Here is an 8720-nt window from a genome sequence, read left to right as displayed (position 1 = left end):
ATCAGGACGCCTTCCGATTTGTGCGTGACCAAGTCGAAGGTGCCGCTGTCGAGGGTAATCATGTGCGCCTCCACGTAGCCTTGTGTTTCGGCCAGGGCAGCCTGGATCAGCGCACGTGTCGCCGGTTGAGGGTGGAACTCGCCCAGCGCCTGGCCGATCTCGGGCAACGGGGCCAGCAAGCTGCCGGCATTGGCGCTGCGGGTGGCCAGTTCGCCCTCGGGGGTGAAGCACAACAAGGCACCGTGGTTCTGGATGGAGCCGGGGATGTGGATCGGTTCCTGGTCACAATTGCTCAGATCGACGGTGCGCTTGCGGCTTGCGTGGTACGGGTTGCTCATGCACTACTTTCCCGAGGCCTGCCGAAACAGAGCGTCGAATTGTCATCGCGATGGGCTGCGGCGACAAGTTGGAGGGGGGGCTCGAAACCGATGGCATCTGACGGAAACGCCGCAATTTCCGTGGCAGCAGCGTGGAGGCTGCCGCAACTGGGTAGATGCCGGTCTTGGTCCTTGAGAAATTCCAATTATAGGCGTCATCGTCAATCCGGTGCAGGCGCAGCAATAATTAATTACTGCACGCTGCACATTGACGATCCGCATTGTCTCGCCTGGCATTGGAAATTTCCGTTTTGTCCTACAAGTCAATCGGGATCCGTCCGATAGGGCTCATCCATGCTTGGTTTTAAGATCGGCAAAACTCTTAGAAAACTCGCAGAAACAAGGTGGCACGCGGGCGGACATAGCCCGACGATGCCCTACGGGAAAAGAACCCGGTACGGTGCTGTCATGTGCGCTCTTCCAGTTTGGCTGGACCCGGCTAAAATGAGTGTCATATGAAGGTTTAGACAGCGCAGTGCCCAGGGACAGACCAGGGAGCCAAGCACATCATGCTGTCGGTGAAGAAAAGGGTAAAGATCGATTGCAGTATCGGTCCGGCGGCAACGCTGCCGGCCAGCCAGGAAAAGCTTACGTTGCAACCAGCCCGGCGCACGTTGTCGGCGTCGCATCTTTGAGCAGGGTAGCCTCATGGAAAAGCCTGATTCCACCCATCCTTACGATCCCAGCATCGCCATCCCGCAGGGCGACTGGACCGCCTACCGTAACCACATCTCCAGCCAGGCCAGCGGCGCGGGCGAACCCGAGGCCGAAGCGCTGGTCAGCTTCGCCGCCCCCGGACAGGACTCGGCCGGCCAGCCCCTGCATGGCGAGCAAGATATCCTGGCCTATCGGCGCCGTTGCGCGCGCGCCTATATCGGCATGAATGGCCGCCTGGGTGGCCGTGCCTACCGGCCCAACGAACCGGTGATCCTGACCCAGGAGGCGGTGCAGGAACTGGCGGAACTGAACCGTTTGCTGCGCGAAGAGCGGGCTCAGAAAAAGAAAGCCGGTTGAGTCCGATACGTTCATTTCATCGCTGGCACAAAGCGCTACGGGATGTAGGCGCATGGCGCGATTTTATGTAGGAAAACAGGAAGTCGCGGCATTCGCCTGCCTGGCCTGGCTTTGCGCTTGATCGGTGGTTTTTCGCCGGCTGGGACCGGGGCCGGACCTCGCGGCGGCTTCCCGTATAATCGTCTGCGGCACGCGGCAGGCTGGCCGGCGACAGTTGACCGATGCAGCCTGCGCCGAGCGGATACGAACAACAATGAAGGGACCGGCAGGGGCAAGATGGTGCATGGCGACGGCCTGCCAGACCGACCCCGGTGCTCACCGTCACAGCTAGGCTTAAAGGTAAGTTTCACGACATGGCAGAAATTTCTTGGTTGCGCGGCGCGGGCCTGGCCGCGCAGATGGTCCTGGCAACCGATTGGGCGAGCAGCCCCCTGGGGCCTTTGGCGCAATGGTCGCCGACCCTGCGCACTACGCTCAATATCGTGCTGCATTCACCCTTGCCCAGCCTGCTGGTGTGGGGACCGTCGCGTCAGATGCTCTACAACGATGCCTTTGCCGCCTGTATCGGCGCGGCCCATCCGGCCGCTTTCGGCGCGGCCCTGAGAGGTTCGGCACTGTTTGCCGGCGCGGCCCGTCCCTGCCAGGAGGCCATCGACTTCGCCTTCGATGGCCAGCCGCAACAATTGAGGCGTCTATCCTTGTTCCATGATGAGGCCCAGGCCGTCGGGGTCGCCAGCCAGTGGGATTTGTCCTGCCTGCCGGTGTGGCACCAGGCACAGGGCGAACGCGATGGCGTAGCCGGCGTGCTGTGCAGCTTTACGCGCACCACCGGCCTGGATGCGGCGCTGGCCGCCTCCGAGGCCAGCGTGCGTGCCAACAATGCCTTCGTGCGGCAATTGCTGGACTCCACCGATCAAGGTTTCTTTTCCATTGACCGCGATGGCTTGCTGACGCTGTGCAATGCCGCCTTTCTGCAATTGCTGGGCTATGCCAGCGAAAAGGACGTGCTGGGACGCTTCATCGGCGAGGTGGTCCAGCCGGTGGCACGCAATGAATGCGCGGTGCTCAAGGCGGCGCGCGAAGGGATCAGCGCCCAGGTCGACAGCGAAGACTTCAGGCGCCTCGATGGCAGCAGCTTCCCGGTGCAATACCAGGCCCATCCGGTGTGGCAGGACGGGCAGTTGCAAGGGGCACTATGCACCTTCATCGACCTGACCGAACGGCGGCGCGGAATGCAGGCCCTGTCCTGGAGCGAGAATCGCCTGACCGCGATCTTCAACCAGGCCTCAGTGTGCTTCTCGGAACTGGATCTGAAAGGCCGCTACATGCGCGTCAACCAGGCGCTGTGCCGCATGTTGGGTCGCACCGAAGCCGAGATGCTGCAGATGACCCTGGCCGACGTCACCCATCCCGATGATGTGCCGATGAACATGAGCCTGTTCAATCGCTGCATCGAACACGGCAGTTCCTTCACCCTCGAAAAGCGCTACCTGCGCCCGGACGGCAGCTCCTTCTGGGTCTCCAGCGACATCAGCCGTATCGTCGATGACCAAGGCCGGCCGCAGGCCATGATCGCGGTGTCCACCGACATCACCGAACGGCGCCGCGCCGAAGACGCCCTGCGCGAGCTCAACGATACGCTGGAGCAGCGCGTGGTCGAGGAAATCCTGGAGCGTACCCGGGCCGAAGCGGCGCTGCGCCAGATGCAGAAGATGGAAGCGGTGGGGCAACTGACCGGCGGGGTGGCGCATGACTTCAACAATGTCTTGCAGATCATTGGCGGCAACCTGCAATTGTTGCAGACCGAGCCGCGCCTGGATGAGCGCAGCCGGCAGCGCGTGCGCACCGCCATTGGCGCGGTCGATCGCGGCGCCAAGTTGTCGTCGCAATTGCTGGCCTTCGCGCGCCGCCAGCCGCTGCAACCGCGCAGCATCAACCTGGAGCGCGTGGTGCAGAACATGGATGACCTGCTGCACCGCGCGGTCGGGGAAAATATCGAGATTTCCACGGTCATCACGCAAGACCTGTGGAACAGTATGCTCGACCCCAACCAGGTCGAAAACCTCATCATCAACACCGCCATCAATGCGCGCGATGCCATGCCCAACGGTGGCCGGCTGACACTGCAGATCGACAATGTACAGTTGAGCGATCCGGCTTTCCTGTCGCAGGCCGACCTGGCTCCCGGCGACTACGTGCAATTGCAGATTTCAGATAATGGTGCCGGCATGTCTCCCGAGGTGCGGGAACGCGCCTTCGAACCCTTCTTCACCACCAAGCGCGAAGGCGAGGGCACCGGACTGGGACTGTCGATGGCCTATGGTTTCGTCAAGCAGAGCAAGGGCCACATCAGCCTGCACAGTGAACCGGGCAAGGGCACCACGATCCGCATCTACTTCCCGCGCTGCGTGGAAGATGAGGTGCTCATCGACGATAGTCGCGACATGGACGTGGGTGGCGGCGATGAAACCATCCTGGTGGTGGAAGACGACGCCAACCTGCAATTGACGGTGATCGACACCCTCTCTTCGCTGGGCTACCGGGTGCTCAAGGCCGACCATGGCGAGCAGGCGCTGGCCATCCTGCAAAGCGGGATGGCGGTGGACATGATGTTTACCGATGTGGTCATGCCCGGCAGCGTGCCGGTGACCGAACTGGCGCGCCAGGCGCGGGCCTTGTTGCCGGACATCGAGATCCTGTTCACCTCCGGCTACCCACGCGACGCCATCGTGCATGAAGGGCGCTTGGATGCGGGCGTGGAACTGCTCTCCAAGCCCTATCGCATCAATCAGCTGGCACAGCGCATCCGGCAGATGCTGTCCAACCGGGCGCATCGTATCGAACTGGCCCAGCTCACGCGCGAGCGCGACCAGGCCAACGCCAGCGCCACCCTCCATGTCCTGCCGGTGGGAGATCACCTGCGGTTACCGGAAGGCCAGGATGCGCACTTCGATCAGGCTGCCGCTACCCGCGGCAGCGCCGCGACGGTGGCCGCGACGCCTGAGCAAACACCGGAGTCCGCCAGCGGATTGCGTTTACTGGTGGTGGAAGACAACGTCGATTCCCAGCAACTGGTGTGTGAACTGCTGGAGACGCTGGGCCACCAGGCGCGCGGCGTGATCAGTGCCGAGGACGCCCAGCAGGCGCTGGGTGAGCAGAGTTTCGATGTGCTCTTTACCGACGTCAACCTGCCTGGCATGTCCGGGGTGGATCTGGCCAAGAGTGCGCTGGAACGTTTCCCGGAGATGTCAGTGATCTTCGCTTCCGGCTATGGTGCCATGGTGGCGCGCAACGTCGGCTTTGCCTCGCACTCGCTGCCCAAGCCCTACGATATCGACCAGTTGCAGGAGATCCTAAGGAAGATCGCCAGCGCTTGATGCGATGGCACGGGGCAGGGCGCTTCAGGCTCTGCCTTGCCTGCATTGGCGCGCCACGGACGGCCTGCTCGCCTTGATGTGAGCGGGCCGTTGTTGCGCATGGATCAGTCTTTCTTCGGCGTGGCGGCAATTTTGGCCAGATATTGGGTAGCGATGAGCACCGCGCCACACGAGGTCATCATCCCTTCCACGGCGACCTGGCGTCCCAGGTATTCGTAGGTTTCTTCACCTGCCAGGATGAGAAATTCACATTGGCATTGCGGGCAGTAGCCGCGATGGCCGACACCGGCCATGGCCTTGCCATACAACTTCACATTGTCAAACCCTTCCTGCACAACGCCGCCGTGCGAGGTGGGATCGTCGAGACGGATGATGGCCCTGGACATGTGCGCTCCCTTCGCGGAAAGAAAAGCAGGAAGATAAGGCCAGCAGTCCGGCTGTTGTGCATAGGCGGCGAGAGATCAAGCACATTCAGTAATTTTTGTAGTGCTAACTCGAATCTTTTCGAGGTCATCGCCGTGTGAGCCAGAAACTTTGTAAGGAAGGTTTCCTTTTTTTGTCATATTTCATAAAATAAATAAGAACCATTATCGTTCGCATTAATTAAAATGAATATGAAGAGGAAATCCTTGCTCCAGTCTTCCCTGCGGGCGCGTCCCTGCGTCATGTCTCGTGCCTTGCGCCCGGTCTTCATCAGCATGGCCCTGGCCGGCTGCCCCGCGCTGGCGTTTGCACAGTCGGCGCAAACGGGCGCTGTTGATGCTGCTGCGACCGCCAGTGGCAGCGGCCAGTTACCGACCGTGACGGTCTCGGCCGGCGGCGCAGGCGAGGGCACGCAGCACCTGCAGAGCCAGACCAGCGCCGGTGCACTGGGATCGCGTTCGCTGCTGGACACGCCCTTTTCCGTCACCAGCATCACCGCCGCGGACATCGCCGACAAGCAGCTCAACAAGCTGGGCGACCTGTTCTACAACGAGGCTTCGGTCAGCGACAACAGCGCCGGCTACAGCGCCTGGGCGTCCTACATCACCATTCGTGGCCTGCCGGCAGACTGGCAGAATTCCTTCCGGATCGATGGCAAGCCCTTCCTCGGCTATGGCATCACGCTGCCCTACGATCACTTCGAGCGCATCGACCTGCTCAAGGGCTCGGCCGGCTTCATGTATGGCTTCGGTTCGCCGGGCGGCGTGCTCAACTACGTCACCAAGAAACCGACCGACACCCCGCTGCGCAGCATCTCGGTGGGCTACACCAGCAACAACATCTGGAGCGAGCACGTCGACCTGGGTGGGCGCTTCGGCAAGGACAACATGTTCGGCTATCGCCTCAACGTCACGCATGACCAGGGCGAGACCTTCAATGAAGGTCACATCCGCCGCAACTCGGCCTCGCTGGCGCTGGATGGGCGCCTTACGCGCGAGCTGACCTGGGACTTCCAGGCCATCTGGCAGGACAGCAATTCCACCGACCAGACACCATCTTTTGTGACCAGCAGTCTCGCCGGCGGCCGCCTGCCCTCGGTGGTCAGCGGTAGCGACAAGAACCTGGCCGGTCCAGGCCAGCATCTGGATACCAACTTCCAGTTCTACCAGACCGGGCTGACCTATCGCCTCAATCCCGACTGGAAGGCTAACCTGAGCTACAGCCACAGTAGCGCCAAGCGCTTTCGCAATGAAGCCATCGCCATGCTCTCGGATGCGGCTGGCAACTACAGTGACTGGCGCTCCGATAGTCGCGAGGGCCATACCTTCGACCAGTGGCAAGCCATGCTGGAGGGCAATGCGCGTACCGGCAGCATCGACCATCAGCTGGTGCTGGGCGCATCCTGGCAGAAGCAGGTCAATGACTACTCGATCAGCTCGGTGTACCGACAGATCGGCAGCGGCAATCTGTACGCGCCGAACACCAATGCCTACTTCAGCAATACCGATCTGCAGACCTATCACAACGCCATCATCACCCAGCAGGCCGTCTTCGCCAGCGATACGCTGAACTTCTCGCAGCGTTGGTCACTGCTGGCCGGGGGGCGCTACAACCAGTTCAAGCAGGACAACAACACCACCAGCGGCAAGCTCAGTTCGCGCTACGACAAGTCGGCCCTGACGCCGACGCTGGCCCTGATGTTCAAGCCCGAGAGCAACACCACCCTCTACACCAGCTATGTCGAGTCGCTGGAGCAGGGCGGGGTGCCCGGCGTGACCAACACCAACTATGGCAGCCAGTTGAAACCGCTCAAGAGCAAGCAATACGAGATCGGCGCCAAGACCGACCAGCAGGACTGGAGCGCCACCGCGGCGCTGTTCCGCATCGAGCGTGCCTCTGAATACACGCTGGACGGTGCGCTGGTGCAGAATGGCCAGTCCAACTACCAAGGCCTGGAACTAGGCGCGGCCTACCGCCCGACGCCGCAGTGGCAGGTGGGTGGCAGCCTCATGCTGCTGGATGCCAAGTATGACCGCGGCAATACCTTCAATGGCAATCGTGTAGCCGGTGCGCCGCGCAACATGGCCACCGCCCAGGTGGCCTATCTGGTGCCACAGGTGGCCGGCCTGAAGCTCTCGGCCGATGCCAAGTTCACCGGCAGCACCATGGCGCGCGCCGCCAACGACATCGAGCTGGCCAGCTATACGCTCTTCAACCTGGGCGCCAGCTACACCACGCGCATCGGCCAGCACGACACCACCTTCCGGGCGGCGGTCAACAATGTGCTGGACAAGCGCTACTGGCAGTACCAGTACGAGAACTACATCAAGCCGGGCGACCCGCGTACCTTCAGCGTGTCGGCCAAGGTCGATTTCTGAGTGCGGGATGCAAGCCTTCTTGCCGGTCGTGCACCGTTGTTCCCACTAACCAGGTAAAACCAGCCTATGCGCGCACTTCTGGTTCTTCTCCATCGCTGGTTCGGCCTGACCGTGGCCGTATTCCTGTTCATCGCCGGTGTGACTGGCGCGCTGATCTCCTGGGATCACGAACTGGATGCCTGGCTCAATCCGCAACTGTTCCACGCCCATAGCGCCGACCATCCCGAGGCCGGGCAGCCCATGCCCGGCCTGGAACTGGCGCAGCGGGTGGAAGCGGCCGAACCAAAGCTGCGGGTGACCTATGTGCTCACTCAAGCCGAGCCTGGTCACACCATCAGCATGATGGTGGAGCCGCGCATCGATGCGGCCACTGGCAAGCTGCCGGTGCTGGATTACAACCAGATCGCAGTCGACCCGGTCACGGGTGAGATCCAGGGCCGCCGCATGTGGGGAGCGATTTCGCTGTCCCGTGAAAACCTGCTGCCTTTCCTCTACAAGCTGCATTACACGATGCAGCTGCCAGCGGTGGGCGGCATCGAAACCGGCGTCTGGTTGATGGGCATCATCGGGATCGTGTGGACACTGGATTGCTTCATCGCGCTCTACCTGTCCTTTCCCAACTGGCGCAGCTGGCGCAAGTCGCTGGTCTTGCGCTGGCGCGAGGGTGGACACAAGCTCAATTTCGATCTGCATCGCTCCGGCGGTGTCTGGATCTGGGGCTTGCTGCTCGTATTGGCAGTGACGTCGGTCTCGATGAACCTGGAGCACCAGGTCATGCGGCCCCTCCTGCAAAGCGTGTCCACGCTGACCGCCGGTCCCTTCGACACCCGCACCCCGATTGCCCCTGACAAGGTGCCGGAACCGCGCATCTCGCGTGAACAAGCCGTGGCGCTGGGCCGTGCGCAAGGCCAGAAGCTGGGCCTGACCGAACCGGTGGGCGGTGTCTTCTACTCGGGCATGTTCGGCGTGTATGGGGTGGGCTTCTTCCAGTCGGGCAATGACCATGGCGATGTCGGACTGGGCAACGCCTGGCTCTATTTCGATGCCATGAGTGGCGCCTATGAAGGCGGCAAGATTCCGGGTCGTGGCAGTGCCGGTGATATCTTCCTGCAGGCGCAGTTCCCGCTGCATTCCGGCCGTATCCTCGGGCT

Annotated in this window: 5 protein-coding genes and 1 pseudogene; 4 read left to right on the top strand and 2 right to left on the bottom strand. The window is 61.9% G+C overall.

Annotated features, from left to right (window positions below; translation table 11 throughout):
- A pseudogene (locus tag I5W_RS26730) lies at positions 1 to 338 on the bottom strand (ATP-binding protein); the annotation flags it as partial.
- A 687-nt stretch (positions 339 to 1025) separates the two neighbouring features.
- Here I5W_RS26730 and I5W_RS26725 point away from each other — a divergent pair.
- Together I5W_RS26725 and I5W_RS26720 are read left to right on the top strand one after the other, a co-directional pair.
- Positions 1026 to 1391 carry a hypothetical protein gene (locus I5W_RS26725; protein ID WP_017451161.1) on the top strand — a complete coding sequence of 122 codons (366 nt, stop codon included), beginning with the start codon at positions 1026 to 1028 and terminating at the stop codon, positions 1389 to 1391.
- A 353-nt stretch (positions 1392 to 1744) separates the two neighbouring features.
- Positions 1745 to 4768, top strand: a complete 3024-nt coding sequence (locus I5W_RS26720) for a hybrid sensor histidine kinase/response regulator (protein ID WP_199901813.1) — start codon at positions 1745 to 1747, stop codon at positions 4766 to 4768.
- Positions 4769 to 4872: 104 nt separating this feature from the next.
- Here the strand turns inward: I5W_RS26720 and I5W_RS26715 are convergent, their stop codons facing one another.
- The gene (locus I5W_RS26715) at positions 4873 to 5154 is read right to left on the bottom strand and encodes a PAAR domain-containing protein (RefSeq protein WP_017451163.1); all 282 of its coding nucleotides are present in this window, start codon (positions 5152 to 5154) and stop codon (positions 4873 to 4875) included.
- A gap of 243 nt (positions 5155 to 5397) precedes the next feature.
- Here I5W_RS26715 and I5W_RS26710 point away from each other — a divergent pair, with 243 nt between their 5' ends.
- Positions 5398 to 7569, top strand: a complete 2172-nt coding sequence (locus I5W_RS26710) for a TonB-dependent siderophore receptor (protein WP_044531536.1) — start codon at positions 5398 to 5400, stop codon at positions 7567 to 7569.
- Positions 7570 to 7635: 66 nt separating this feature from the next.
- Positions 7636 to 8720: PepSY-associated TM helix domain-containing protein (locus I5W_RS26705; protein WP_044531535.1), on the top strand; the 1085-nt coding region annotated here is incomplete at its 3' end.

It is taken from the genome of Herbaspirillum sp. B65 (assembly GCF_000333555.1).
GTDB classification, from domain to species: Bacteria; Pseudomonadota; Gammaproteobacteria; order Burkholderiales; family Burkholderiaceae_D; genus Herbaspirillum; species Herbaspirillum rubrisubalbicans.
This window is presented reverse-complemented; position numbering and strand designations above follow the sequence as displayed.